This window comes from Acinetobacter sp. WCHA29, from assembly GCF_002165335.1.
In the GTDB taxonomy this organism is placed as follows: Bacteria; Pseudomonadota; Gammaproteobacteria; order Pseudomonadales; family Moraxellaceae; genus Acinetobacter.
This window is the reverse complement of sequence record NZ_NHRQ01000002.1, coordinates 221,694-246,272: the sequence shown is the minus strand read 5'-3', so window position 1 is coordinate 246,272 and position 24,579 is coordinate 221,694. Positions and strand designations below refer to the sequence as shown.

Here is a 24,579-nt window from a genome sequence, read left to right as displayed (position 1 = left end):
TTTTGATATGCAGGCTCATTGAATATTCAATGAGCCGTTTGCTTTAACTTTATGGATGGTTTATCCCGGGAAAATACCACGCTCTTTACGAGCTTTGAGGATACGTTCACACGCTAAAATATAAGCTGCTGTACGCAAGCTACATTGCTTTTGCGCTGCGGTATTCCACACATCACTCATGGCTTGAATCATCAGCTTGTCAAGACGTTCATTAATTTCGTCTTCGCTCCAGAAATAACTCGCCATATCTTGAACCCATTCAAAATAACTGACGGTTACACCACCTGCGTTACAAATTACGTCAGGAACTACAGTAATGTTACGGCTAACGAATACATCATCTGCTTCTGGATAAGTTGGTCCGTTTGCACCTTCAAGCACAATTTTCGCTTTGAGTTTTTGTGCACGTTCAACCGTAATCTGACCTTCTAATGCTGCTGGAATCAGAATATCCATATCGACATCCCAGAATTCTTCATCCGAGATCACAGTCGCTTCAGCAAAACCTTTCACGCCACCCTGTTCAGCAACATGCTTTTGTAATGCTTTTACGTTAAAACCTTCAGCATTAAAAATTGTGCCTGTGTGATCTTGCACAGCAACAATTTTTGCACCTGCCTGATTAAACAAGTAAGCAGCTTCATTACCTACGTTACCAAAGCCTTGAACTGCAACTTTGCTGCCTTCGATAGGTAATTTGATACGCTCTGCAACTTGCATACCTGTAACAAATACGCCACGACCTGTTGCACGAACACGACCGAGTGAACCACCTAAATGCACAGGTTTTCCAGTTACAACGCCCGTAACCGTGTGACCTTTAATACTTGAATAAGTATCCATCATCCAGCCCATGATATTGGCATTAGTACCAACATCAGGTGCGGGAATATCAATTTGTGGGCCGATAATTGGGCTAATTTCACTAGTAAAACGACGAGTTAAACGCTCTAATTCACGTGTTGAAAGTTCTTTTGGGTTGACACGAACACCACCTTTTGCTCCGCCAAATGGGAGATTAAGCACCGCAGTTTTAATGGTCATCCATGCTGATAAGGCCATGACCTCATTCAACTCAACATCTTGGTGATAACGAATACCACCCTTACCAGGACCACGAGAGAGATTGTGCTGTACGCGATAGCCTTCAAAATGACGAATTGTGCCATCATCCATCACGATTGGCACATCAACAATTAGCGTACGTTTTGGTGTTTTCAGTGTGTTGATAAAGTTGCTGAGGTCGGCATCCAAATAAGGTGCTACACGATCTACTTGAGTGAGAAAGGTTTGCCAAGCACTACCATTTTGAGCCGCATATGATAAAGACATCATCTTTTCCTTAATTAATCAATTGTCCCTGTTATCTACAGATTCCCTTACTGCAAAGGTTTCCGCTCACCCCATCGTTCCGTGTCAACATAGATTTCTTGATTCATTCGAAAAAAATGTTTGGGGCTTCGTATATTGATTATTATTAAGAATCAAATTGATTCACAAAATTCTTTATAATGATTAAAATGAATTAATTTTTATCAATTTGCTAATAGTAAGTATCAAAATGAATAATATTGATCATATTATCTTAGGTTTACTCAAAGATAATGCTCGGATCTCAATTACAGATCTGGCTGCAAAAACACGAGTCTCTAGAGCGACTGTGCAAAAACGAATTGAATACATGGAATCGACGGGTATCATCACGGGATATACTGTACGCTTTCGCCCTAGTGTGGAGAAAAATATTATTCGGGCGTGGATGAATATCATGGTGGAAGGAACCAAAGCGCAAGCGGTTATTCGTGAATTACGCCTAGAATCAGCCGTTGAACGCGTGCATACTACAAACGGGAAATGGGATATTTTGGTTGAATTACAGTCCGACAGTTTAGAAAATTTTGACAAGGCACTCGAACGAATTCGAAATATTTCAGGTATTTATAATAGTGAAACAAGTATTTTACTTTCTACATATAAAACATAATGACAGATGATAATTCACCTTGAAATGAATTAACTAGGATGCTCACACAAATTAAATGAGCATCCTTAGGTTGAAGAATATTTTAACTTTTTTTCAAAGTTTTTTTGGTTAAAAAATCCAATGCTTGAGAATAATGAGTGGGTGTAATCCGCTGAATCAAATCTAAAATTTTGGCATCATTGCCAATCAATATTCGAGCTTTGTCCTGTTTGACCGCCTCTAAAATGATTTTCGCAGCTTCTTCAGGTGGGGTTTTCAAAACTTTATTAAATGATCGACTAGCCTTTGCAGGGTTCATACCCAAAGAACGAATACTGTCACTCATACGAGCACTATTAGCAATATTGGTTCGTATACCACCCGGATGCACACAAGTCGCACTGACACCATTATTTTGCATATTTAATTCTTGACGTAATGATTCGGTAAAACCACGCACTGCAAACTTTGTTGCGTTATAAGCACTTTGAGAAGGTTGAGCAGTGAGTCCAAATAAACTAGAAATATTAATGATATGCCCTTCACCACTTTGCTTTAAATAAGGCAAAAACTCTTTTGTGCCGTAGACAACACCCCAAAAATTAATATTAAAAATCCATTCCATTTCTTCATAGCTCATACCTTCTACGGTGCTTGCTAATGCAACGCCAGCATTGTTAAAAATCAAATTGATTTTGCCATGATCTTTGAAACTATTCTCCGCCCATTCACGTACAGCTTGCTGATGAGAAACATCCAGTTTGGTTAAAGTAACTTTTACAGGATACTGTTTTACTAAAGACAATGTTTCGGCTAAACCTTGATCATTTACATCGCTCAAAGCTAAATCAGCGCCTTGCTGTGCTAATAAAATTGCAAGTTGTTGACCGATTCCAGAACCTGCACCTGTAATTGCAGCAACCTTTTGATTAAAACTTTTCATATGATGACTCTAATTTAATTGATAAAAATTGGCAGCGTTTTGTCTAAAAATGGAATACATCGCTTGATGACCATAAGGTGTGATCATTTCAATATAAGCTTGGATCAAATCGCTTAGCGTTGTATTTGCTTTATCCATAGGAAAATTTGAAGCAAAAATGATTCGATCTGGGCCAAATACCTGTATTGCATGTTGAATCAATGGTGTTAATAAATTCACCATTTCATAGACGGTTGCAGTACGGTATTGTTGATAAAATCGGTGTCCTAACACGGGCATCATCAGCCCTGAAATCTTGGCATAAACATTTTTCTGCTCAGCCAGAACTGCCAAATCACGCTGCCATTGCTGGAAAATGGCGGCACGTTGTGAAGGTGTTTGACCAGTTTTTTTGCCAATAGGGCCAAAAAGTCCTGCGGGTGTTGCCAAATGATCAACGACTATAGGTGTTTGAGGAAATTGTTTCGCTAATTTTGTAATTTCTGAAATTTGTGTTGAATAAGTCCACGCATCAAAAGATAAATCCATTTTGGCAAGTTGTTCAAAGCCTTTAAGGAATTTTTTAGACTGATATAAATGTGCTTGATCACACCAACGATAAATACCAGAATCCTCATGCCAAGAAGCCATTTTACGAATCCCCCTAAATAGAGGGCTGGCATCTTGATGTGCTTTTAAAATCTGTTTAAATTTTCGATCTCGCGGATCAGCAGTGGCAATAATTGCACCTAGCTTTAAATTTTGGTCTTTAAAATTTAATTGTTGAATCCATTTGGTTTCTTCGACAACACCAAAGCCTTTGTGATGATGCCAATTTGCTTCGACATGCACTACGCTTTCAATCGTATGATGTCCTATATCTTGATGATAATTTTGAGGGAGATAAGGACTCAACGCATATTCCGTTAATCCTAGTGTGTCTAAAAGTGGCTTCGGTTTAACGAATCGCACAACTTTATCCATCACACGAGGATAATTACCCAAAGCTTTAACCAACAAGGCAGCAGAATGTGGAGTATGGTATGGATCCCATTGATGGATATGCGGATCTATAATTGCAAAATCGAGTTTTCTCATTCCAACACTCTTTATTCTTTCAAATGATGAAGATGTGATGATCATCGTCCCAAGTCATCATTTATGTAATTTTTAAAATACGGCTTATTTTTAGAGTACAGAACAAAAATCTATGAATAAAATGATTTATTCTAATGAATAGCTATGAATATTATTCATTGTTTTGAATGACTGGATCAATATAATCCAAGCCGCATCCAGTAGATGTGATCATTGTAGCGAAACAGATTACCAAGCTTAAATTTGCTGTATTAAATGAATAGCTAAACAGTGCTATAAATCAGACTTGAAGCTGATTTTAAAGAAAATATTCCCAAATAATATAGCCTAAACCAAAACCGATAAAAGCATAGAGTGTGATAATAAAAAATACGAAACTCGCATTATTTTTCTTTTTTAAAAAACTCATATTTAGCCCATTCATATCAACCTCGTTATACTTTGAATGAATACAGATGATAAAGGTAGATACAGATTTTATAAAAAAAATATAACAGATAGTTGTATGAGAGTAATAATAAGCTAAAAACCTGAAAGATCATTCAAGATCAGTCAGGTTTTGTTCTGTTCTAGATTACTGAATTACATTTACATTTCATCAATCAGACTAGATCTGGCTCAATTAAAAAGTAACTCGGCGATAATTTCGATATTCAGGTGTCCAAAAATTATCTTCAATCACATTTTTGAGCACATCATTGCTCATGGGTACTGCTAATCCATCTGCCATCGCAGCTTTTGCAACTTTAAAAGCAATGAATTTGGAGACTTGATGAATGTCATTAATATTGGGCAATAGATCTGCAGCTGGATTTTTTAAACGCGGTGAGCAATCTGCCAATGCTGTGCTTGCCGCCATCAACATTGCATCACTAATATGATTTGCACCACACGCAATCACACCCAAGCCTATTCCTGGGAAAATATACGAATTATTACACTGAGCAATCGTATAAGTTTTACCTTGGAAATATACTGGTGCAAAAGGACTACCTGTCGCAACGATTGCAGCACCTTGTGTCCATTCAATAATATCTTTTGGCTGAGCTTCTACTTGAGAAGTCGGGTTAGATAGTGGCAAAACAATCGGATGCTTATAATATTTAGCCAAAGTTTTAATCACTTCTTCACTAAACAGACCTGCTTGCCCTGATACACCAATCAGAATACTTGGTTTCGCATTTTTTACGACATCAAGTAGCGCAATCTCTTGTCCTGAATATTCCCATTCTGAAATTGTATTCACAGGTGTTGCGAGTTTTTGTTGAAAGTCGAGTAAATTGGGCTGTTGATCAGTCATTAAACCGAAGCGATCAACCATGAAAATACGTGAACGGGCTTCATGATCGCTCAAACCTTCATCCATCATTTGTCTAACGATATGCTCAGCAATACCACATCCTGCTGAACCAGCACCAACAAAAGTAATGGTTTGATCTTTGAGTTGTTTACCAAGTGCTCTAGATGCAGCAATTAAACTAGCAACTGTAACTGCTGCAGTTCCTTGAATGTCATCATTAAAGCAGCAAATTTTATCTCGATACTGAGTCAACAATGGCATTGCATTAATTTGGGCAAAATCTTCAAACTGTATCAACACATTCGGCCAACGTCCACGCACAGCAGAGATAATCTGTTCGACAAATTGGTAATATTGCTCCCCTCTGATTCGAGGTTGCTTCAATCCCATGTAAATTGGATCGTTGAGTAATTCTTGATTATTTGTACCAACATCTATGGTAATCGGTAACGTATAAGCGGGACTAATACCTCCACATGCGGTATATAGAGATAATTTTCCAATTGGAATTCCCATACCGCCAATACCCTGATCACCTAAACCAAGGATGCGCTCACCATCGGTAATGACAATCACTTTGACATTTTTCTTATTTACATTATGAATAATTTGATCGATGTATTGACGTTCAGCATATGAGATGAAAATCCCACGATGACGACGATAAATATCAGAAAAACGCTGGCAAGCCTCGCCGACGGTTGGTGTATAAATAATGGGTAGCATTTCATCTAAATGCTGACTCAATAAATTATAAAAAAGAGTTTCATTTGTGTCTTGAATATTTCTTAAATAAATATGCTTATTCAAGTTATTGTCAAATGACAAGTACTGCTGATAAGAGCGTTGCGTTTGTTCTTCAATGTTTTCGATATTGTTAGGTATCAGTCCATGCAAGTTAAACTGCTCACGCTCTTCTGTTGAAAAAGCTGAACCTTTATTCAAGAGTGGAAGTTCTAAAAGAGCGTTCCCAGCATAAGGAATATATAAAGGTTTTCGGGTTTTACTAGGATTTGCGGGCATACCTTACTCTTTCGATGATCTATCAAATATCAAATTTTCTTTGCTCAAAATGGAATTAAAACCACCTTAAACGAAGTGCATAATTTACACCAATAGACACCTAAAGCTGCATATATCTCAGTATATAAAAGTTGATTGGTTATTTAGAAAATAAATACTCTGTTTAAATTATATTCATCCTGACCGAAACAATCGTAACAATTGGTATGTCACTTTAAGCGTAAAGAGCCAAAATGTAATCACTTAAGCAAACATTACCAATAAGCTGGGTAATGTTTGCTCAATCGTTCAATTAGTTATTTTCTTGTTCATATTCCTGAATCGCTTCTTTGGCAATTCGGAAACTATCTACGGCTGCCGGTACACCACAATAAATTGCGACTTGTAGCAGCACCTCACGAATTTTTTCTTTAGGTACACCATTACGCAAAGCGCCTTTGACATGCAGCTTCAACTCATGTGGACGATTCAGCGCAGAAATCATGGCAAGATTGATTAAGCTTCGCTCAGGCTTGCTCAGTTCCTCTCGCCCCCAAACTGCCCCCCAGCAATACTCTGTAACTAACTCTTGTAAAGGTAAGTTAAAATCATCAGTATTGTTGATCGAATTATTGACATAAGCTTCACCTAACACTTGTTTACGAATGGCTAAGCCTTTTTCAAATTTTTCATTACTCATGCATTCAATCCTCCAAATAAGGTGTATTTGATTTCAAGATAATCTTCAATCCCGTATTTTGAACCTTCACGACCTAAGCCCGAATGTTTGATTCCACCAAATGGTGCGACTTCATTGGAAATTAAGCCTTTATTGATTCCAACCATACCGTATTCAAGCTGCTCACTCATCCGCCAAGCGCGTCCTAAATCTTTGGTATAACAATAGGCCGCTAAGCCAAATTCCGTCGCATTTGCCATTTCAATGGCTTGTTGTTCAGTTTCAAACTTGAATACGGCAGCCAATGGACCAAATGTTTCTTGAGTCGCCACATCCATCTCAGCGGTGACATCAGCAATAATGGTAGGTTCATAGAATAACTCACCTGCACTATGACGTTTACCACCAGCGACCAAACGACCTGCTTTAGCTAAGGCATCAGCGACGTGAGCTTCAACCTTTTTCACTGCATTGGCATTAATTAATGGACCAATTTCACTCCCAACATCCAAACCATTGCCGATTGCAAAAGCATTGACCTTTTCACTTAATGCAGCAATGAATTTTTCGTAAATTCCTTCTTGAACAAGAAAGCGATTCACACAAACACAGGTTTGTCCTGCATTGCGATATTTAGCAATTAATGCCCCTTCGATTGCAGCATCCAAATCTAGGCATCTTGAATATAATTTATTCTTGATGCCTTTTTTCAATGCCTCACTATATTGGATCAATATGAGTGACCACATCAATGACATTATGATTTTTAAGGACTTCATTTCTCGCCTCTACTGCAATTCTATGTCCTTCTTTGACGCTTTGTTCACCACTGACTTCCAAATGAACATCGACAATAATCATGTCACCCATTTTACGTGTTCTGAGTTGATGCAGACCTAGTATCCCGTCTTTCTTCAACAAAGTTGCTTTGATCGCGGCTATTTCATCTTCGTTCGCCGACTTGTCCATCAAATCATGTAAGCCCGTCCAGCTAAACTCAAACCCCATTTTGGCAATCATTAAACCGACAATTAAGGCTGCGATTGGGTCAAGAATTGGATATCCTGCGAGATTACCTAAAATCCCTAAGGCAACAACAAAAGAAGATGCTGCATCTGAACGTGCATGCCAAGCATTTGCAATCAATAAACTTGATTTTACTTTTTTGGCAATAGCGAGCATATAACGGAACAAAAGTTCTTTGCATATCAAGGCTGTTATCGCAACCCAAAGCGCCATACTGTGAACTTTGGGAATTTGTTCGGGATGAAGGATCTTATGCGTTGCCGTCCATAACATACCAACACCAACAATCAATAAGATCAGACCAAGTATAAAAGATGCTGCATTTTCAAAACGAAGATAACCATATGGATGTGCATCGTCAGGTGCTTTTTGGCTATGACGGTTCGCCATCAATACAATAAAATCCGCAACTAAATCACTTAAAGTATGAATACCATCTGCAACTAGACCTTGTGATTTTGAAAAAATACCAATCAATATCTGTCCAATCGACAAAAAGATATTAACAACAACACTTATCCACGTTGATTTGGAAGCAGCTTTTGCTCTCGACTCAAGATCAATATTTGATTCAATCATAATCTTTTAAGCTCTTGGTTCATTTTTTAAAATAAAGCATGCTTTTCAGAACATTATCTTTAAATACATAATGATGAATTAAGGCAGCTAATGCATGTAAACCTATAAGCACCATGAAAAAATTTCCAAGAAACTCATGCGTTTCACCAATTATTTCTACGTCCCATGAATTACTTATTAAAGGTAAATTCATTCCAAATAACTGATAACTTTCGGTTAATCCAGATAAAGTAAACCAACCTAATACAGGAATTAAAAATAACAATGAATAAAGTGTATGTTTCACCATTAAAAATAATGTTTTCTGATATTTACTCATCGGCTTATTGTGTGGGAGATCTTTTTTATAAATAGAAATCATTATAATTCTGATGAAAAATAACAGAAATACTGAGACTCCAGCAAAAACATGCAGTTCCCCACTTTTTAGATGCACTGTTGGATCTCCACCAGTGATATAAGCAAGTACGACAAGAAGAAACGTTAACCAATGCACTGTCATTACAGGAAAAGGATATTTATTTTTCATACCACCCCGACATTAAAATTCATATTTCAAAATATATAAAAACATTCTATTACATTATAAAAGTGATCTTAAATTTAAATTAATTTTAAAAAAATAGTTTAAATATCAAAAACTAAAAATAAATATCATTTAATACTAAATAAAAGCAATCATTCTCAATTTCATTCATTATAAATTCATGAGAAAATACAACTCTAATTATTTTCATGTTTAATCCAAAAGTATTTTATGCAAAAATTCAATATAAAATACTTGGATATCTGAATTATAAAATTGGCTAAATCCTCCCAAATAATGCTATTAAATGAATCAATACAAGATTACAACCATTCACTCGTATCATCGGCGACGGCTGTACCATGAATGATATGCATAATCATGGCATAGGCAATGCTACCTTTAAATGGGATTTCTGGAAGTTGATCAAATTTAAAAAATTGAGCATCACTAATCTCATCTTGCTGTAATTCAATTTCACCCGCATGATAATCTGCTTTAAATGCAACCATCAAATTGCTTGGAAATGGCCAAGGCTGACTTGCCAAATATTTTATATTTTTAATGTGTAAGCCTACTTCCTCAAGTGTCTCACGTCTAACGGCGTCTTCTAATGTTTCCCCTACCTCAACAAAACCCGCGATTAAACTATACATTTGCGTTTTATTTCGTGCATTTTTTGCGAGTAGAATTTCATCATCACCGCGTGTAATAATCGTAATAACACATGGATTCACTTTTGGGTATTGTGTGTAGCCACAACTTGAACAAACCATCGCAAACTGCTCAATGCTCTGGGTGGTTTTAGTTCCACATCGACCACAAAACTGATGATTACGTCGCCATTCAAGTAATTGAACAGCTCGACTTGCTTGCTCAAATTGCGTCTTATTCCAAAACTGTACTAATTGACGAATCGGTACAAAATCGAATCCTTCAGGAATGGTTTCATTTTCAGATAAATCTCGAGCAATCACTTTATGATCACTTGATAACGCCAGATCGTTATGCAATCTTTCGACTTGAGGAAGTTGGAAATCTTGATCCACTAAAAGCTGCTGTTGTTGAAAAATATAAGCAATTGATAAATTAGACATTACTTTACCTTAGTGATATGCAATTGATCTATATAAATAAAATCTATACTGTAGAATTGGTTATGAATGAAAACTTCTAATTTGTCACTGATCTTATTCAATGATGTTTATATTGGCGTGAGCAATAACCACGAGACACTTCAGGCGAACGTAACTGCAAATGTTTTGTCTTACGTCCACTTACTCTCTTCCGCCAAAGCTTAAAGCTATTGGTTTGTAAATGAAGCCTCATAAGTCGGATTACAGCTGATTCATTCAAACCATATTCACGAGAGATCGCTTCAAATGGGGTTCTGTCTTCCCAAGCCATTTCAATAATTCTGGATATATCGCCATCGAGATATTGATCTGTCTGAATCACAAAATCATCCTTACTCTTTAGAATTAAACTCAAAAATTCATGCAATAGATGACGATCAATCATCTGTTATCAGAATCTAAATATTTGGATGATATTAAGATGTTATAGATGAAAAATTTGTGATTTTTTAAGATGAAGATGAAAAATTTGTGATTTTTTAAGATGAAGTAGTATAAGAAAATGATCTAAATAAGGGAGAAATTTAATCTCCCTTAAAACATAAGTGATTGATCTACAATTTTATATAATTCGTTTTATAAGAGAGCAGTCTTTTTAGGATGTAACCTTGCTTAGGCTACTCAGAGATCAAAATTTTTTGACTTAAACAAACCATCGTAAATGGAACAGAATATTTACAGTATTGGATCATTAAAGTTAACCAGATTAAAAAAAAGCCACATCTGGAAATGTGGCGAAAGGTGTAACTATACTTGTACGGCTTTAGCGTATTTTTAAGTTAACTGAATTAGCTTAAATCAAACTGAATTTATCAAACTCAAGAAAGTTCTCTGATCAGTAATGATAATATTAAGTAATAAGACATCTACGTTTTATATAGGATGCAATGGGGTTAAATTAGAGCAGAAAAAAGAAAGACACTGGTTACTAAGCCAAGAAAACACTCGTCATCTTGGTCAGCTGTTCAGACAGTACAATTCAGTACTAGTCTCACGAATTAGTTTTAAAATTTACTGTGAGATTAATGTCCTAGGCTGTGACATAAAACTACTACAGCAAGCAGCGAAACGATTACATCAAAAATTTGTCTACCACATTCATTAGATTGGTTTAGATAAAATTTTATGTATTCAAAGTCGGATTCAAAGAACAATGACAGACCAATGTTACGTCAATATTCTTGTTTAAGCTAAACCAAATGCAGAAATTAACTTCAATACTGATTTAAGTCTATTTCTCGATAGATACGAAAAGGATTCAATTCAACTTATCACCATTGCCGATGACCTGCTTGATAAACGCTTTGAACTATTCGCTAAAAGCAACAATCGTACTGATATCAATTTCAAGGAATGGAAAGGATTTTTTAAACATATGCTCTATCCTTTGAATCATTACTACTATGAATCAGAGCATATAAAATTATCATTTACCACAACTTTGCTATAAGTTGAAAACAATTACTAAATCAAGTTTCTATTCAAGCAACGAAATTTCAAACTTGGGAATTTCAAATTCCCAAGTAGTCCTCTAGACTCCTATTAAATGTAATTAAATCCAAAGTTTGATGAGGTATAGATTGAGGGATAAAACCACAGATAAAAAAAAGCCCTTGTAAAAACAAGGGCTTTTTTAAATATTTGGCGGAAGCGGTGAGATTCGAACTCACGGAGGACTCACACCCTCGTCGGTTTTCAAGACCGGTGCATTAAACCGCTCTGCCACGCTTCCAATGGCGGCTATCATATAAATAAAAATTAGAATTGGCAAATCTTTTATTCAAAATAATCAATCAAATGCTCAAAATAAAATCAAAACAGTAAAAAATTAAGCATTTTCAGATTTTTCATAGCAAATTGAGTTGATATACCACACTTTTTTTCCTAATGGAGTAATGACTTCCACCTCATCATCCACCTGTTTACTTAACAGTGCCTGCGCCATAGGAGATTCAATTGAGATATGCTGAGGATGATGGTCGTAGATTTCATCCACCCCCACGATACGCAAGGTTTTCTGTTCACCATCATCGTTCTCGATTTCAACCCAGGCACCAAAATAGACTTTTCCCTCCTGCTCAGGCACAAAGTCAACAATTTTCAACTCCTCTAAACGCTTACCCAAATAGCGAACACGACGATCTATTTTCCTAAGTAATTGTTTATTATATTGATAATCTGCATTTTCTGAACGATCTCCCAAACTAGCGGCCCAGTTTACCTTTTTGGTGATTTCTGGTCGTTCGTCATGCCATAGTTTTTTTAATTCAGCAACCAGCAAGTCATGTCCATTACGTGTGATCAAGTTCGATTTCATATTTAAAAACGCTACAACAACAATCCATTTACAAGTTTTTGCATTGTATTCCTTATTTCAACATGACTAAAGTGTATAAATTTTATTCTTTTTCAAATCATGTGTTTGTGATGTATTTCTCATATTTTTACTGATCAAAATTTGACAAGCTCCTTTTTGACGCTTAAGATGCGCCCCTAAGTTAGTTTTTTGTTTATTTTATATACACTTTGTAAGTGATGTGAAACATTTTCATCATTTTTCCATTAACCCAATGTCATTTTAAATGGCGTCATGACTTGCCCACCCTTATTGAATTTATCAACTTTTAAAAGTTAAGGATTTGTTTTGCTGAACTTTTTTGGGCATAAATTACCTGTAGCGGAGACAACATGCACAGTAATTCAAGTTCTGGGTCGAGGCCTAGCCTTAACTCTTTATCTTCTAAACTTTCATTTCAAACGATGGTATTAGGAATTGCAATCCTTCCCTTTAATAGTTTGAACGCAGAAAAATCACATCAATACAAGACAGTTGTAACCACCAATACATTAACGGTAGTTGCTGTTGAAAACCCGACAACTGTTTTTAAAGACGGGCAATTTTTGCATGGTTTTGGCTATGATTTAGCAAGAAATTATGCACAGAGTTTAAATGTCAAACTCGATTTTAAAACGGTTCCTGATAATGCAACTGCGTTAAAATGGATTGCTCAAGGTAAAGCTAATCTTGCTATGACAACTGCAAATTTAGCAGCCATTGAAAGTAAACAACTTGTCTCTTTTTCTGCAAGTTGTGGCGATCAAGCTACTTTAAGTAAAAATGGATTGAATCCTCAACTCAATTGGGTACTTAAGCAAGCTGATGATCCGTTAACGCTCACTGCAAGTGGATTTGTTTGTCAAAGCAAACAGCTTGGTACAACCCAACAACTAGCTTCCTTTTATAATCGCAATGTGGTTAAACCTGAAGCATGGTCTACGATTCAAAAAGACCTGAACCAGCGTTTGCCAATTTATAAAGCAAGCTTTAAACAAAGTGCCTCTAAATATAATTTAGATTGGCATTTGCTCGCTGCTATTGGCTATCAAGAATCTTATCTTAAACCCACATCGGTTTCTCCCACTGGTGTACGCGGTTTGATGATGTTGACCAATAACACCGCTCAAGCAATGGGTGTGAGCAACCGATCTGATCCAATACAAAGTATTCAAGGTGGTGCAAAATATTTTGATCTTATGCTAGATCAATTTTCGAATGTCCCTTATCCAGACCGTAATTGGTATGCTTTGGTTGCTTATAACATGGGACCAGGTGCAGTCAATCAGATTCAAACCCGAATCAAAACCCAAGGAAAAAACCCAAATCAATGGGTAAATTTATATGATTATTTACAGCGTAACCAAGCGCGAAATGGTCGATATAAACAAGCAGTTCAATACGTGACACGTATTCGAACTTACTTAGAACATTTAAAGACCAACAGTCGTATTGATGTCTAAGTTGAAAATAAAAAAGCTTACCTCTCGGTAAGCTTTTTTATGAGAAAAGGACTTAAGCAGTTTGCTCAAGTACTTTCTTGAATAAATCTTTTTGTTCTTGGCTTGGCTTCGCCGTTTGTAAAGCCATAAGTTGAGACATATCGCCTTGTACTTTGATTTTACCAGTCATAAACGCTTGCATCGCAGCAGCCATATCAAACTCTAAGAATACTTTACGTAATGTTTCAGCATCCATATTTAAAGTTGTTTTAGCATTTGCAGACAAACCTTTTTGGATTTTACCAGCATCTAAGGCCAATTCGGTATTACCAGCCGCATCTGTTACAACTAAGTTAATCGCTAAATTCGCAAGTGCTGGTGGTAAATTTAAATCACCCGCTTCAGCAGTAAGTTTTTCAACAGTTGCAAACCAATCATCAGTTAAAAATGCAGCCATGATTATTCCTCAAATATATTTGTTCAATTTCTTGTGTCATCTATCCAGACAACATTAAATGAAGCAATTTGCTTGTGCACTGTTATAGCACGTAATTTTTATTTTAGGCTATGGCTTTTTGTACGAAGAATTCACTTTTTAGCTCTTTTTTATAAAAAAAAGACACTTAAATAAGTGCCGTTTCAAAAGGTTTTACATTTTATTCAGCAGCAAAACTCAAGTTCACCACATCAAGACGATTTTTCATCTCTTCAGGGTCTTTCATATCAAATTCACGTTGCCCATCCAAGGCTTCGAAATCAAACAATTCACGGTCAGCCAATTGTGAAGGCGATACATTCTGTAAGGCACCAAAGATGCTATGTAAACGTTTTGGATGTTGTTTATCCCATTCACGTAGCATGTCATTAATAATCGCACGTTGTAAGTTTTCTTGTGAACCACATAAGTTACATGGAATGATTGGGAACTTTCGTAGATCAGCATATTTAATAATGTCTTTTTCTTCGACATAAGCCAAAGGACGAATCAAGATATTCTTTTTATCAGAAGAAAGAAGTTTTGGTGGCATCGCCTTTAAGCTACCGCCATGGAATAGATTTAAAAAGAAAGTCGCCATAATGTCATCGCGATGATGACCTAATGCAACTTTGGTTGCACCGATTTCTTGTGCGAAGCCATATAACGAACCACGGCGTAGGCGTGAACATACCGCACAGTAGGTTTTACCTTCAGGCGTTAGGCGTTTAGTAATCGTATAAGTGTCTTTTTCAAGAATGTAATATGGAATGTTATTTTCTTCCATATAACGTGGTAAAACATCTTCAGGGAACCCTGGTTGTTTTTGATCAAGATTCACCGCCACAATATCAAAGTTAATCGGCGCGATACGTTTAAACTGCAATAAAATATCAAGCAACGTGTAACTGTCTTTACCACCAGACACACAGACCATGACTTTGTCGCCATCTTCGATCATGTTGTAATCACGAATTGCATGCCCTACTTGACGACGAAGCTTTTTCAACAGGCGATAATATGCCGAACTCGTCGGAAGCTCAGGCTTAAAATTAAATCCTTGGTTGGACTCCACTGGCGCGTACATAGACGTGATTTACTCATAAACAAAAATACCGCAAGATTTTATCCGATTCCGAAAAGATGCGCACCTAAAGAATTTTTCAATTTCGTGCAATCGTCATATTTCAGTTTCATACTGGTAAAATTCTGACCAAATTATGTCAAAACGGTCTGGATTGCTTATATTTCAAACTTTTCCACAGTTTTCCACAAAAGCTGTGGATAAAATTGTGGATTTCTTCGCTATTGACAAAGTATTTTTATGTGAGAACAAGGCTTACAATCAAATTGATCATTTTTTAATCATTGTTTTTTAGTTAACAAAAACAATGCTTTAAATATGTCAAGACTTAGATTTTAAAAAAAATAATTTAATTTTTTTTGCTGAACATTCGCACAAAACGACTTGCTTTTTGTAAGACAGCGGAAATAAAAAAATTGTAGCTAAAGTTTTTTTTATGCTTTTTTTTGTTACACTACTGTGAACAACTCCATGCTCATCTTTTGTGAATATTATAATGATGGACAAAACAAAATATATTTTTGTTCTTTTTTTGGGGACAATCGGTTTTTTAAATACGGCAGTATCTAGTTATGCTGGTCAAACCATTTATCAATTTAAAGATGATAATGGTACAACTTTACTTACCAATAAAAAGAAAGCTGAATACAATCACCTAAAAGTGATTAAAGCGACCTATTATCCTGATAGCAATATTCACAGCTATAGTAACTGGGGCGCAAGTGAAGCCTCTGTTCTACCAAGTTATAGTCGTAATAAAAATGCTTTTGATCAGATGATCCGTCAAGCAGCGCAACAGCATGGCGTCTCAGAAGGTCTTATTAAAGCCGTTATGCATACTGAGTCAGGTTTTAATATTAATGCGCGATCCCCTGTCGGTGCTCAAGGATTAATGCAACTGATGCCTGCAACTGCACGGCGTTTTAACGTGAGTAATGCTTACGACCCTCAACAAAATATTTTTGGTGGTGCGAGATATCTAAGTTGGTTGTTAAAACGTTTTAATGGGGATACACGCCTTGCTATTGCAGCGTATAACGCTGGTGAAGGTAATGTTGATAAATATGGTGGAATACCGCCATTTCGTGAAACACAAGATTATGTCCGTCGTGTCACAAGTCGTTTTCAAAATCTCTATTCATCAGGTCTAACTCCAACTTCGAGTTCTAATAATGCAAATACTCAAGTGATTGCTCAATCGGCAAATTATACATCTTCAAATTCAGAAGCTGTGTCCGCACCTAAACAATATAGTCGTCAAATTATCACATTGGCCGATGGTACTTTTACAGATGCACCAGGCACATATACCACAGCCAATGCAACTGCATCTGCACGAATCCGAGTAAATGATTAAACAAAGAAATCACTTATTCTCACATCATGATTTTATTTGTTTTTTTCAAATAAATTAGTCGTTTTCCCCTTCTTAAAACACTTCTATTCTTTTATTAGCTTAATGTATCTGCGCTCATTTTTTGCTTGAATTTTTAGGGTTCGCCCTGCATATTAGCGTTATGATTTATAATTTATAAATCAGATCAGTTTTTATTTATAAGAGGATTTTCTCAATGATGCGGATTGGTTTGTTCTTGCTGACCAACCTCGCGGTACTGGTTGTAGCTGGCATTATCTTGTCACTCTTCGGTGTCGGTAGTTACCATGGCGCGGGTGGCTTGAATCTAGGCAACCTTTTAGTCGTCTGTTTTGTCTTTGGTATGGTGGGTTCTTTAATTTCCTTATTCATGTCGAAGTGGATGGCGAAAAAAACCACTGGAACTGAATTAATTGACCCAAATGCTCCTCGTAGTCAAGCAGAAGCTTGGTTACTACAAGAAGTGGCACAACTTTCTCAACGTGCAGGTATTAAAATGCCTGAAGTTGGTATTTTCCCTTCTTACCAATCCAATGCATTTGCGACAGGTTGGAATAAAAATGATGCTTTAGTCTCTGTTTCGACAGGCTTGCTTGAGCGTATGAACAAAGATGAACTTCGTGCTGTACTTGCGCACGAAATCGGTCACGTTGCCAACGGCGATATGGTGACTCTTGCATTGATTCAAGGTGTAGTGAACGCCTTTGTGATGTTCTTTGCACGTATTGCAGGTGACTTTATTGACCGTAATGTGTTCGGTCGTGAAGATGGTGAAGCACCTGGTCTTGCTTATTTTGCTATTACGATTGTACTCGACATCGTATTTGGTATTTTGGCCTCTGCGATTGTAATGTGGTTCTCTCGTCAACGTGAATATCGCGCAGACGAAGCTGGTGCACGTTTAGCAGGCAAACAAGCAATGATTTCTGCTCTACTTCGTTTACAGGCAGAGTCAGAAATGCCAGATCAAATGCCAAAAGAAATGAAAGCATTTGCAATTGCGGAAGGTAAGGAACAAGGCTTTAGCTTAGCGGCTTTATTCCAAACTCACCCAACCATTGAACAACGTGTTGCCGCTTTACAGCAATTAAATGTTCAATAATCAGTATCAGATAAATGATAAAGCCTCCGTTATGGAGGCTTTATTTTTGCTTAAAATCTAGTGTGCTTGGAAAGATTGATAAAACTGCCACAGATAACTCAAACCTGCCCAAACTGCAACAGCCAATAAAATGAGTACCGCAATACCCAATAAATCTGGGATACGTAACCAAATCCAACTTACGATCGGATTACGCCAGAAAGCTGAAGTTTTCTGCTTTTGTTCTAGGGATTCATGCAAGAATGGATGCACCACATGAATATCACTATGCACTTGATATTCCTCACGGATATAGTCATGAACTATTTCCAGTGTCTTACGACTTGGGCGAATAAATACATCAAATAAGGTACCGACAATCGGTACAAAACCCACCAACATATCCATAATTGCCAGTTTGACCACACCCTTCAATTTATGCTGTGGTACGCCCACTTCTCTGGCTTTTTTAAAAGCATATAGTGTTAAAACAAAACCTGCGATATCGCCCGCAAACGGCATGGTACTCAATGCAGCATCTGCCCCGACTCCCTGTTTGGTAAAAGGAATTCGAACCAAACTGTCCATGGTATTGGCAAATTTTGCTAAATCACGTTCAACAGCAATCGCTTGCTGCTGAGTTAATTTTTTTTGTTCTGTTGGAGCAGTCATTTACTCAACCTAAAAACCATGTTTATGCTTGAGAATAAAGCAGATTTTCCATTTTGTCGGTACAATTATTATTATCAATCAAAATAAAATCATTGAGGCCATAAATAAATACACCAATACTCCAGTTGCATCACAAATTGAGGTAACCAAGGGTGCAGAAGCACTGTCAGGATCAAGTCCAGCCTTATTTAAAATAAATGGTAAGCTCATACCAATCAGACAACCCATAAGTACAATTCCAATCATACTCAGCGCCAAAACTAAAGCTACCAAACACTAGAAATACTAACCAAAACACTCGTTTCTGGTAAAGTTGCAAAATGGGGGCAGACTTGATACTGAGTTTAGATGAGGCATTCGCCACACCGACTTTTAAGAAGTCCTCGGTTGCTTCTTCACTGGCTACATCCATCGCATCATCGTAGGTCACGATCCCGACCATCATCTGTTGATGATCAATAATCGGCAATGCAAGTAAATCATAACGTGCAATGGTTTTTGCCACTTCATCTTGGTCGGTATCTACATAAGCGGTTAAGACATTGGTCCCCATCAACTCATTAATATTTTGATCTTCAGGTGCCAAAATTAACTGCTTTAAAGACAATACGCCCAAAATCTTACGCGCTTCATCCAGTACATAAGCGAAATAGATCATTTCGGTATCAGGTGCTTCTAGGCGTAACATTTTAATCGCATCATTGACCAGCATATATTTTTTATATTCTCAACTTACACAACAAAAATGAACAATTCATCTCTTAAATGAGTCCATGAATAATTCATTTCTGTTGCTTGGCTTTCATCCTTTTTATTTAAAAATTTCAATTTCTTCTTTAGGTTTAAAGATATTGGCAACAAGTACAAACATAAATGGAATAAATATCAGTACCAATATTGTCCCGAATATCACACCACCTAAAACACTGATACCAATTTCTTGACGGCTTACAGCCCCTGCTCCAAATGCAAAAACCAGTGGAATAACTCCCGCGCCAAATGCAAAAGACGTCATTAGAATAGGACGCAAACGCAGCCCTGCACCTTGTAGCGCTGCTTGAATGGCATTTTTTCCTTGTGCTTGGGCCATCGCTGCAAATTCAACAATCAAAATTGCATTTTTACAGGATAAGCCAATTGTTGTAAGTAAAGCGATCTGAAAGTAAACATCATTTGGTAAAGCAAAAATATGGGCAAAAATAATACTACCGCCAATCCCTAAAGGAATTGCGGTCATCACAGCCATAGGAATACGCAGACTTTCATACAACGCGGCTAAACATAGAAAAATAAATGCAATAGAAATTAAATATAGCCAAATTGCTTGATTAGTCGATTGCTGCTCTTGATAAGAAAGCCCAGTCCATAGTAAACCTAAGCCTTCTTGTTGACCCACCAACTGTTCAATATCTTTCATGGCTTGGCCTGAAGATTGACCACTGACAACGTTAGCTTGTAATTGCAAAGCACTGTATCCCATATAGCGTTGCACAATGCTTGGTGTCCCTCCCCATGATGTCGTTGAAAATGAACTAAAAGAAACCATTTGACTTTGATTATTACGTACTGACCAGCTATATAAGTCTTCAGGTTTAGAACGAAATGGTGCATCACCTTGTAAAATAACTTGTTTAATTCGACCACGGTCAATAAAGTCATTCACATATGTCCCACCCCATGCGGTCGACAAAGTACTATTAATTTCATTTAGATTTAAACCATTTGCCATCGCTTGCTTATGGTCAATCTTTACATTCAAAGTAGCTTTACTATCAGTGGATTGTTTATCTAAGTTTTCAAAACTTGAATATTTTTGTCCCAACTGTTGCAACTGTTTAAAACTTTGATCAAGGAATTGCTCACCTTGCCCATTGATATCCTGAATCCATAAATCCATTCCATCTGTTGCGCCTAATCCATTTACCGAAGCAGGCAACGTCACATTGATCTGTGCATCGGGAAATTGGCTAAAATATTTAAGTGCTCTCTTGCGAATAGCTTCAGCAGAGTTTTTCTTCCCAGTACGGTTGTCCCAATGATTTAATGAAACAAAGCCTTGTCCAAGATTTTGCCCCGTTCCAGAATTATTTCGTCCGTAACGAATAAGCACTAAATTGACATTTGCTTTTTCATTCTGAAGAAAATACTGACGAATTGCCTCACCGACCTCCTGACTTTTTGAAAGTGGCGCACTATCCACTAATTTAAATTGAACACTTAATATCCCTTGGTCTTCTTTTGGTAAAAAACTACTTTGCAGATTGCTATAGAACAAAGCAAATACGGCAATTAATGCAATAAAAATCACAGATACAGAGATTTTATAACGAAGCATGGTTTGCACTAGAGATAAATACTTATTTTTAAGTGTGTCTATCCCGTTATTGAACCGAATCGCCGATGACTTAGGTTGATGGTTTGGCTTTAAAATCAAAGCACATAAAGCGGGTGTAAGCACCAAAGCCACTACTAAAGATAAGACCATCGCAGCAACCAAAGTGATTGAAAACTGACGATAGATAACCCCGATAGAACCAGCAAAAAATGACATTGGAATAAAAACGGCTGTTAACACCATGGTAATTCCAATCAATGCACCACTAATTTCTTGCATAGATTCAACGGCTGCTTGTTTGGGCGACAAATGCTGCTCATGCATAAGCCGTTCAACATTTTCCACTACAACAATTGCATCATCAACCAACAAACCAATCGCAAGCACCAATGCAAAGAGAGTTAAAGTATTAATACTAAATCCCAGTAATTCAAGTACGGCAAAAGTCCCTAAAATCACGATCGGTACAGTAATACTTGGAATAAGCGTCGCACGCCAACTTTGAAGAAAAAGGAACATGACTAAAATAACTAAACCAATTGCTTCGACAAGTGTTTTAATTACCTCTTTAATAGATTCTTGCACAAAGGGAGTATTATCTCTTGGATAAACGATCTTATACCCTGTTGGAAGCTTGCTAGAGAGTTCATCTAAAGTCTGATGAATAAGTTTAGATGTTTGAATTGCGTTGGCACCAGAAGATAAAGAAATACCAAGACCTGCAGCTGGGTAACCATTGATCGTATTAAATGATTGATAATTTTCTGCCCCTAATTCAATCCGAGCAATATCTTTTAATTGAACAAAACTTCCAGATACATCTGATTTCACAATAATTTGTTCAAAGTCTTGAATGGTCTTTAAGCGAGAACCTGCTGTTACTTTTGCATTCAAGTATTGACCTTGAACAACGGGCAAATCGCCGATCGCACCTGCTGCCACCTGTGTATTTTGAGTAGTAATCGCGGTAACGACATCATTTGGAATTAAATTATATTGAGTCAATTTATTTGGATCTAGCCAAATTCGCATTGCATACTGCGATCCAAAAATATCTGTTTCACCGACGCCATCAATCCGATTTAAATTATCAAGGACATGCGTAGATAGATAATCAGACAACGCAATATTATTTGCTTGCCCTGTACTGTCATACAGTCCAATCACCATAAAGGTATCACCCAAGGACTTAGTGACATTAACTCCCTGCCGTTGTACCGCATCTGGGAGACGGCGTATCACACCACTAATTTTATTTTGTACTTGAACCTGTGCTGTATCGGGATTTGTGCCATTTTCAAAACTAATCGTAATACGGCTACGACCAGCTGCATCGCTGGTTGAACTAAAGTACAGTAAATGGTCGAGACCTTGGATTTGCTGCTCTAAAACTTGAGTTACACTTTGTTCAACTGTTTTGGCATCAGCACCACTATAGTTGGTCGATACTGTAATTTTCGGTGGAGCAATATCAGGATAACGTTCAACTGGCAAATTCAGAATTGCCAGTATTCCTAATGCCATCACAATAATGGCAAGCACACCTGCGAAAATTGGACGCTCAATAAAAAATTTAGATAGCATGGCTGCTCATTCCATCGTGGAAACAGTCAATTTTTTCAAAAAGATAGGAAAATAGAGGCACTTTCAATCTACGATCATTACCGAGCTTTCAAGGAAACACCATCCTTATTAACATATCATTGCAAAAAGCGAAAATTACGGAGAAATAATGAATTTTTTATCGATCATCAGCATATTTCATCGAAAACAAATGAGGTCAAAAATTTAATTTACTATCCTATCAAATACTTCTTAATTTTAGATTGACACTCCACTCACTTAAACCGATAGTAGCACGCTCTCCGTTGCTCCCTTATTTTTCTAGGCATATATGAAGGCCAGTTTTAAACATTTTAATATTCTGCTCCTAATTCTATTGCCCGCATTAATTACTGGGGGGTTACTCAGTATTGCTGGCAATTTGTCTGATGGTTTAAGACTGGGATTTCTTTCTTTGCCAGGTGTAGGTTTAATTTGGCTTGCCATTAAAACACAAAAAAAATATTGGTATGGACTTACAGTTTTATGGTGGTTTGCGACTTGGCTTGATGTACTACTACGTTCGAGTACGTGGTTTTTATTTAATAGTGATAATGAAGCCTATTTTATTATTGAAGCAATTGCTAATACCAGTCAGCAGGAAACGTGGGAATTCATACAACTACACTTAAGCACAATCTTAAGTGTGATTTTTAGTCTACTTTGCTTGCTAATTATTTACAGTATTTCTACTTTCAAACTGATTAAAGCTCACCATCTTGATCAGATGTGGCAGAGTCGAATTTATCGTAGTTGTATCGTTTTACTTGTTCTATTAACAATAACAAGCTATTTAATGAAGCCATCACGTAAAGTTCATCCCATCATTTTTTGGTCAGACTATCAAACAAAACTTCAGGATTTTAAAAATAGAATTAAGCAACATCAAAATGTACACCGACAATGGGACATCAGTGCAAAGCAAAATTTAACTTTAACAAAAAAACAGGATGAGAAACAAACACATGTGTTAGTTCTCTCAGAGAGCTTAACAAGTTTAAATTTAGGTGTTTGTGGTTATCAACGCGAGACGACTCCACAATTAGCAAAAAAACTTGATGAGTTAAAAATCTTTTGTAATGCATTTTCACCGTCACCTTCAACGATCAATGCGCTACGTGTTTTATTGACTGAAAGTCCTGCATCTGCGCATGATCAATATTCTTCGGAAAGCGTTTTAGCTTACGCTCGCGCGGCAGGCTATAAGATTTATTGGTTAAGCAATCAAGATGATAGTTATTTATCTTCATTATTTGGTTCTTATGCAGATACGGCTGTTTATAAAAATACACGATCAGGAAGAAGTAGTCATTCATTAGATGAAAAGCTTATTCCCGTTTATCAACAAGCTCTTGCAGATCCGGATCCTAAAAAACTGATTATTCTTCATTTGATTGGCGCACATCCAAATTACCAAGAACGTTACCCATTAGCGTTTAATAAATTTACTGGAGACAGTAATGATGCTGTCGAACTCGACCTCAAGAATCGTAATATTGATCCTTGGGTTCGTTCACTACGCAATGATTATGATAATGCAGTATTATATGAAGACTCGTTGCTTGCTAGATTTTTAGATGATCTAAAGGCTGATAATAATTCTGATTTTAGATCTTTTATGGTCGTTTCAGATCACGGAAATGAAGTTGGTCATGAAATTGACTATGCTGGTCACAGCCCGAATACAAAAGCGGGATACCAAGTTCCTGTGATTATGTGGCATGACAATATGCAAGTCACGGGTGTCAATAAAGAAAAAATGCTTAATACAGCAGAACTTGATAACAATTTAATGCATATCATGGGTCTTAAAAATAAAACTGCTTCACCGCAATCTTATTGGTTAGATCGTGATTATCGTTTTACGCCTGAAGTAAATTGGCCTTATTGGAAACAGAAGTCATAATCTCCCTCCAGACCCCGCTTTATCAAAGCCTAAAATCAGAT

20 protein-coding genes, 1 tRNA gene and 2 pseudogenes are annotated in these 24,579 nt (G+C 36.9%); 5 read left to right on the top strand and 18 right to left on the bottom strand.

The features are described from left to right. Nucleotides 1-60: 60 nt before the first annotated feature. Entirely contained in the window at nucleotides 61-1,335 is a 1,275-nt protein-coding gene (locus tag CDG59_RS02605) for a Glu/Leu/Phe/Val family dehydrogenase (RefSeq protein WP_087543385.1), read from the bottom strand. Nucleotides 1,336-1,561: 226 nt separating this feature from the next. Here CDG59_RS02605 and CDG59_RS02600 point away from each other — a divergent pair, with 226 nt between their 5' ends. After that, the gene (locus CDG59_RS02600) at nucleotides 1,562-1,984 is read left to right on the top strand and encodes an Lrp/AsnC family transcriptional regulator (protein ID WP_087543383.1); all 423 of its coding nucleotides are present in this window, start codon (nucleotides 1,562-1,564) and stop codon (nucleotides 1,982-1,984) included. A gap of 82 nt (nucleotides 1,985-2,066) precedes the next feature. On the opposite strand, the gene CDG59_RS02595 is transcribed toward CDG59_RS02600, so the two are convergent. From CDG59_RS02595 to greB, 12 genes and pseudogenes are all read right to left on the bottom strand, one after another. Then, complete coding sequence (locus tag CDG59_RS02595; RefSeq protein WP_005161472.1) at nucleotides 2,067-2,906, bottom strand: SDR family NAD(P)-dependent oxidoreductase; 840 nt, start codon at nucleotides 2,904-2,906, stop codon at nucleotides 2,067-2,069. A gap of 9 nt (nucleotides 2,907-2,915) precedes the next feature. Continuing rightward, nucleotides 2,916-3,983, bottom strand: coding sequence for an amidohydrolase family protein (locus CDG59_RS02590; RefSeq protein WP_087543381.1), 1,068 nt, complete (start codon nucleotides 3,981-3,983; stop codon nucleotides 2,916-2,918). Between the two features lie 298 nt (nucleotides 3,984-4,281). Next, nucleotides 4,282-4,392, bottom strand: a complete 111-nt coding sequence (locus tag CDG59_RS02585) for a hypothetical protein (protein WP_087543379.1) — start codon at nucleotides 4,390-4,392, stop codon at nucleotides 4,282-4,284. 213 nt (nucleotides 4,393-4,605) lie between these two features. After that, complete coding sequence (locus CDG59_RS02580; protein WP_087543377.1) at nucleotides 4,606-6,306, bottom strand: NAD-dependent malic enzyme; 1,701 nt, start codon at nucleotides 6,304-6,306, stop codon at nucleotides 4,606-4,608. Between the two features lie 292 nt (nucleotides 6,307-6,598). Next, a complete protein-coding gene (locus CDG59_RS02575; protein ID WP_087543375.1) occupies nucleotides 6,599-6,985 on the bottom strand; it encodes a carboxymuconolactone decarboxylase family protein in 387 nt (128 codons plus the stop codon). After that, nucleotides 6,982-7,635, bottom strand: a pseudogene (locus CDG59_RS02570) (aldehyde dehydrogenase family protein); the annotation flags it as partial. The gene CDG59_RS02575 and the pseudogene CDG59_RS02570, both read right to left, overlap by 4 nt. Nucleotides 7,636-7,684: 49 nt before the next feature. Continuing rightward, a complete protein-coding gene (locus CDG59_RS02565) occupies nucleotides 7,685-8,569 on the bottom strand; it encodes a cation diffusion facilitator family transporter (RefSeq protein ID WP_087543373.1) in 885 nt (294 codons plus the stop codon). A gap of 19 nt (nucleotides 8,570-8,588) precedes the next feature. Further along, nucleotides 8,589-9,098: a cytochrome b gene (locus tag CDG59_RS02560; RefSeq protein ID WP_087543371.1), complete on the bottom strand. Its 510-nt coding sequence runs from the start codon at nucleotides 9,096-9,098 to the stop codon at nucleotides 8,589-8,591. A 320-nt stretch (nucleotides 9,099-9,418) separates the two neighbouring features. After that, complete coding sequence (nudC, locus tag CDG59_RS02555) at nucleotides 9,419-10,192, bottom strand: NAD(+) diphosphatase (RefSeq protein WP_087543369.1); 774 nt, start codon at nucleotides 10,190-10,192, stop codon at nucleotides 9,419-9,421. Between the two features lie 97 nt (nucleotides 10,193-10,289). After that, complete coding sequence (locus CDG59_RS02550; protein WP_087543452.1) at nucleotides 10,290-10,553, bottom strand: TIGR03643 family protein; 264 nt, start codon at nucleotides 10,551-10,553, stop codon at nucleotides 10,290-10,292. Nucleotides 10,554-11,873: 1,320 nt separating this feature from the next. After that, nucleotides 11,874-11,963 (bottom strand) — tRNA-Ser (locus CDG59_RS02545). Nucleotides 11,964-12,059: 96 nt separating this feature from the next. Further along, a complete protein-coding gene (gene greB / locus CDG59_RS02540) occupies nucleotides 12,060-12,548 on the bottom strand; it encodes a transcription elongation factor GreB (protein ID WP_087543367.1) in 489 nt (162 codons plus the stop codon). A gap of 371 nt (nucleotides 12,549-12,919) precedes the next feature. On the opposite strand from greB, the gene CDG59_RS02535 reads away from it, so the two are divergent. Further along, nucleotides 12,920-14,029 carry a transglycosylase SLT domain-containing protein gene (locus CDG59_RS02535; RefSeq protein WP_087543365.1) on the top strand — a complete coding sequence of 370 codons (1,110 nt, stop codon included), beginning with the start codon at nucleotides 12,920-12,922 and terminating at the stop codon, nucleotides 14,027-14,029. A gap of 52 nt (nucleotides 14,030-14,081) precedes the next feature. On the opposite strand, the gene CDG59_RS02530 is transcribed toward CDG59_RS02535, so the two are convergent. After that, nucleotides 14,082-14,465 carry an SCP2 sterol-binding domain-containing protein gene (locus tag CDG59_RS02530; protein WP_004660844.1) on the bottom strand — a complete coding sequence of 128 codons (384 nt, stop codon included), beginning with the start codon at nucleotides 14,463-14,465 and terminating at the stop codon, nucleotides 14,082-14,084. Between the two features lie 199 nt (nucleotides 14,466-14,664). After that, a complete protein-coding gene (gene ttcA, locus CDG59_RS02525; protein ID WP_005161680.1) occupies nucleotides 14,665-15,570 on the bottom strand; it encodes a tRNA 2-thiocytidine(32) synthetase TtcA in 906 nt (301 codons plus the stop codon). A gap of 493 nt (nucleotides 15,571-16,063) precedes the next feature. Here ttcA and CDG59_RS02520 point away from each other — a divergent pair, with 493 nt between their 5' ends. After that, on the top strand, nucleotides 16,064-16,924 hold the full coding sequence (locus tag CDG59_RS02520; protein WP_087543363.1) for a lytic transglycosylase domain-containing protein: 861 nt from the start codon (nucleotides 16,064-16,066) through the stop codon (nucleotides 16,922-16,924). 214 nt (nucleotides 16,925-17,138) lie between these two features. Continuing rightward, nucleotides 17,139-18,044 (top strand): protease HtpX, encoded by a 906-nt coding sequence (htpX, locus tag CDG59_RS02515; RefSeq protein ID WP_004660837.1) that lies wholly within the window; start codon nucleotides 17,139-17,141, stop codon nucleotides 18,042-18,044. A gap of 57 nt (nucleotides 18,045-18,101) precedes the next feature. Here the strand turns inward: htpX and CDG59_RS02510 are convergent, their stop codons facing one another. From CDG59_RS02510 to CDG59_RS02500, 3 genes and pseudogenes are all read right to left on the bottom strand, one after another. Then, complete coding sequence (locus CDG59_RS02510) at nucleotides 18,102-18,695, bottom strand: DUF4112 domain-containing protein (protein ID WP_087543361.1); 594 nt, start codon at nucleotides 18,693-18,695, stop codon at nucleotides 18,102-18,104. A 78-nt stretch (nucleotides 18,696-18,773) separates the two neighbouring features. After that, nucleotides 18,774-19,416, bottom strand: a pseudogene (locus CDG59_RS02505) (magnesium transporter); the annotation flags it as partial. Nucleotides 19,417-19,506: 90 nt separating this feature from the next. After that, nucleotides 19,507-22,614, bottom strand: a complete 3,108-nt coding sequence (locus CDG59_RS02500; protein WP_087543359.1) for a multidrug efflux RND transporter permease subunit — start codon at nucleotides 22,612-22,614, stop codon at nucleotides 19,507-19,509. A gap of 310 nt (nucleotides 22,615-22,924) precedes the next feature. On the opposite strand from CDG59_RS02500, the gene CDG59_RS02495 reads away from it, so the two are divergent. Further along, nucleotides 22,925-24,538: a phosphoethanolamine transferase gene (locus CDG59_RS02495; RefSeq protein WP_087543358.1), complete on the top strand. Its 1,614-nt coding sequence runs from the start codon at nucleotides 22,925-22,927 to the stop codon at nucleotides 24,536-24,538. Nucleotides 24,539-24,579: the final 41 nt, after the last annotated feature.

Excerpts from the sequence above, each read along its gene's own strand:
- htpX (WP_004660837.1), top strand. The coding sequence starts at position 17,139 with ATGATGCGGATTGGTTTGTTCTTGCTGACCAACCTCGCGGTACTGGTT.
- CDG59_RS02605 (WP_087543385.1), bottom strand. The coding sequence starts at position 1,335 with ATGATGTCTTTATCATATGCGGCTCAAAATGGTAGTGCTTGGCAAACC.
- CDG59_RS02575 (WP_087543375.1), bottom strand. The coding sequence starts at position 6,985 with ATGAGTAATGAAAAATTTGAAAAAGGCTTAGCCATTCGTAAACAAGTG.
- CDG59_RS02600 (WP_087543383.1), top strand. The coding sequence starts at position 1,562 with ATGAATAATATTGATCATATTATCTTAGGTTTACTCAAAGATAATGCT.
- CDG59_RS02560 (WP_087543371.1), bottom strand. The coding sequence starts at position 9,098 with ATGAAAAATAAATATCCTTTTCCTGTAATGACAGTGCATTGGTTAACG.
- ttcA (WP_005161680.1), bottom strand. The coding sequence starts at position 15,570 with ATGTACGCGCCAGTGGAGTCCAACCAAGGATTTAATTTTAAGCCTGAG.
- CDG59_RS02595 (WP_005161472.1), bottom strand. The coding sequence starts at position 2,906 with ATGAAAAGTTTTAATCAAAAGGTTGCTGCAATTACAGGTGCAGGTTCT.
- CDG59_RS02535 (WP_087543365.1), top strand. The coding sequence starts at position 12,920 with ATGCACAGTAATTCAAGTTCTGGGTCGAGGCCTAGCCTTAACTCTTTA.
- CDG59_RS02585 (WP_087543379.1), bottom strand. The coding sequence starts at position 4,392 with ATGAGTTTTTTAAAAAAGAAAAATAATGCGAGTTTCGTATTTTTTATT.
- nudC (WP_087543369.1), bottom strand. The coding sequence starts at position 10,192 with ATGTCTAATTTATCAATTGCTTATATTTTTCAACAACAGCAGCTTTTA.
- greB (WP_087543367.1), bottom strand. The coding sequence starts at position 12,548 with ATGAAATCGAACTTGATCACACGTAATGGACATGACTTGCTGGTTGCT.
- CDG59_RS02590 (WP_087543381.1), bottom strand. The coding sequence starts at position 3,983 with ATGAGAAAACTCGATTTTGCAATTATAGATCCGCATATCCATCAATGG.
- CDG59_RS02530 (WP_004660844.1), bottom strand. The coding sequence starts at position 14,465 with ATGGCTGCATTTTTAACTGATGATTGGTTTGCAACTGTTGAAAAACTT.
- CDG59_RS02510 (WP_087543361.1), bottom strand. The coding sequence starts at position 18,695 with ATGACTGCTCCAACAGAACAAAAAAAATTAACTCAGCAGCAAGCGATT.
- CDG59_RS02580 (WP_087543377.1), bottom strand. The coding sequence starts at position 6,306 with ATGCCCGCAAATCCTAGTAAAACCCGAAAACCTTTATATATTCCTTAT.
- CDG59_RS02565 (WP_087543373.1), bottom strand. The coding sequence starts at position 8,569 with ATGATTGAATCAAATATTGATCTTGAGTCGAGAGCAAAAGCTGCTTCC.
- CDG59_RS02520 (WP_087543363.1), top strand. The coding sequence starts at position 16,064 with ATGATGGACAAAACAAAATATATTTTTGTTCTTTTTTTGGGGACAATC.
- CDG59_RS02495 (WP_087543358.1), top strand. The coding sequence starts at position 22,925 with ATGAAGGCCAGTTTTAAACATTTTAATATTCTGCTCCTAATTCTATTG.
- CDG59_RS02500 (WP_087543359.1), bottom strand. The coding sequence starts at position 22,614 with ATGCTATCTAAATTTTTTATTGAGCGTCCAATTTTCGCAGGTGTGCTT.